Source organism: Vibrio sp. 2130-1 (genome assembly GCF_033339515.1).
Genome location: NZ_JAWOUT010000704.1, coordinates 1 through 523, shown reverse-complemented (window position 1 = coordinate 523; position 523 = coordinate 1). Strand labels below are relative to the sequence as shown.

Annotated in this window: 1 protein-coding gene; it reads left to right on the top strand. The window is 43.6% G+C overall.

Translation table 11 applies throughout. From position 1 onward, the window contains the following. The coding region (locus R7Q09_RS28240) for a helix-turn-helix domain-containing protein (protein ID WP_318144220.1) at positions 1-252 on the top strand (252 nt) is incomplete at its 5' end. Between the last annotated feature and the right edge of the window lie 271 nt (positions 253-523).

Sequence of the window (523 nt, the reverse complement as noted above, 5' to 3'; positions counted from 1 at the left end):
GGTATAGAAGAGAGGATCGGCAGACGGTTATTACTTCTGGCAGAATATCAACATAACCGTCCTATAAGTGCCCAGTCTTGTGTAGTGAAAGTGACTCGTGAGCACATCGCCAACATGATGGGGCTAACACGACAAAGTGTTCATAAGGTACTAAAGAAATTGGAAAACTCGAACATTCTTAGGCTGCAATATGGCAGTATTACCATATTGAATCCGCTGAAAATGGAAGCGTATCTCAAACAGTTGGAATAGTTATAGATGCAAACACGTCTTTGGTCTAACCGGCGTACTCAGCCAAAAAGACCACCAGCCAATGCCATGTAGATCAAACAAAAAGCCAGCGAGAGCTTCGCTGGCTTTGACATCATACTTATGCGACTTCGAGTTCCGATTTTAGCTCTCTCTTTAAGATTTTACCCGTAGCACTCATCGGTAACTGTTCACGAATTTCGACAAACCTTGGGTATTTGAAATTGGCTAACTGCTCTCGCCCCCATAGTTGCAGCTCATCAGCTTCGACAAA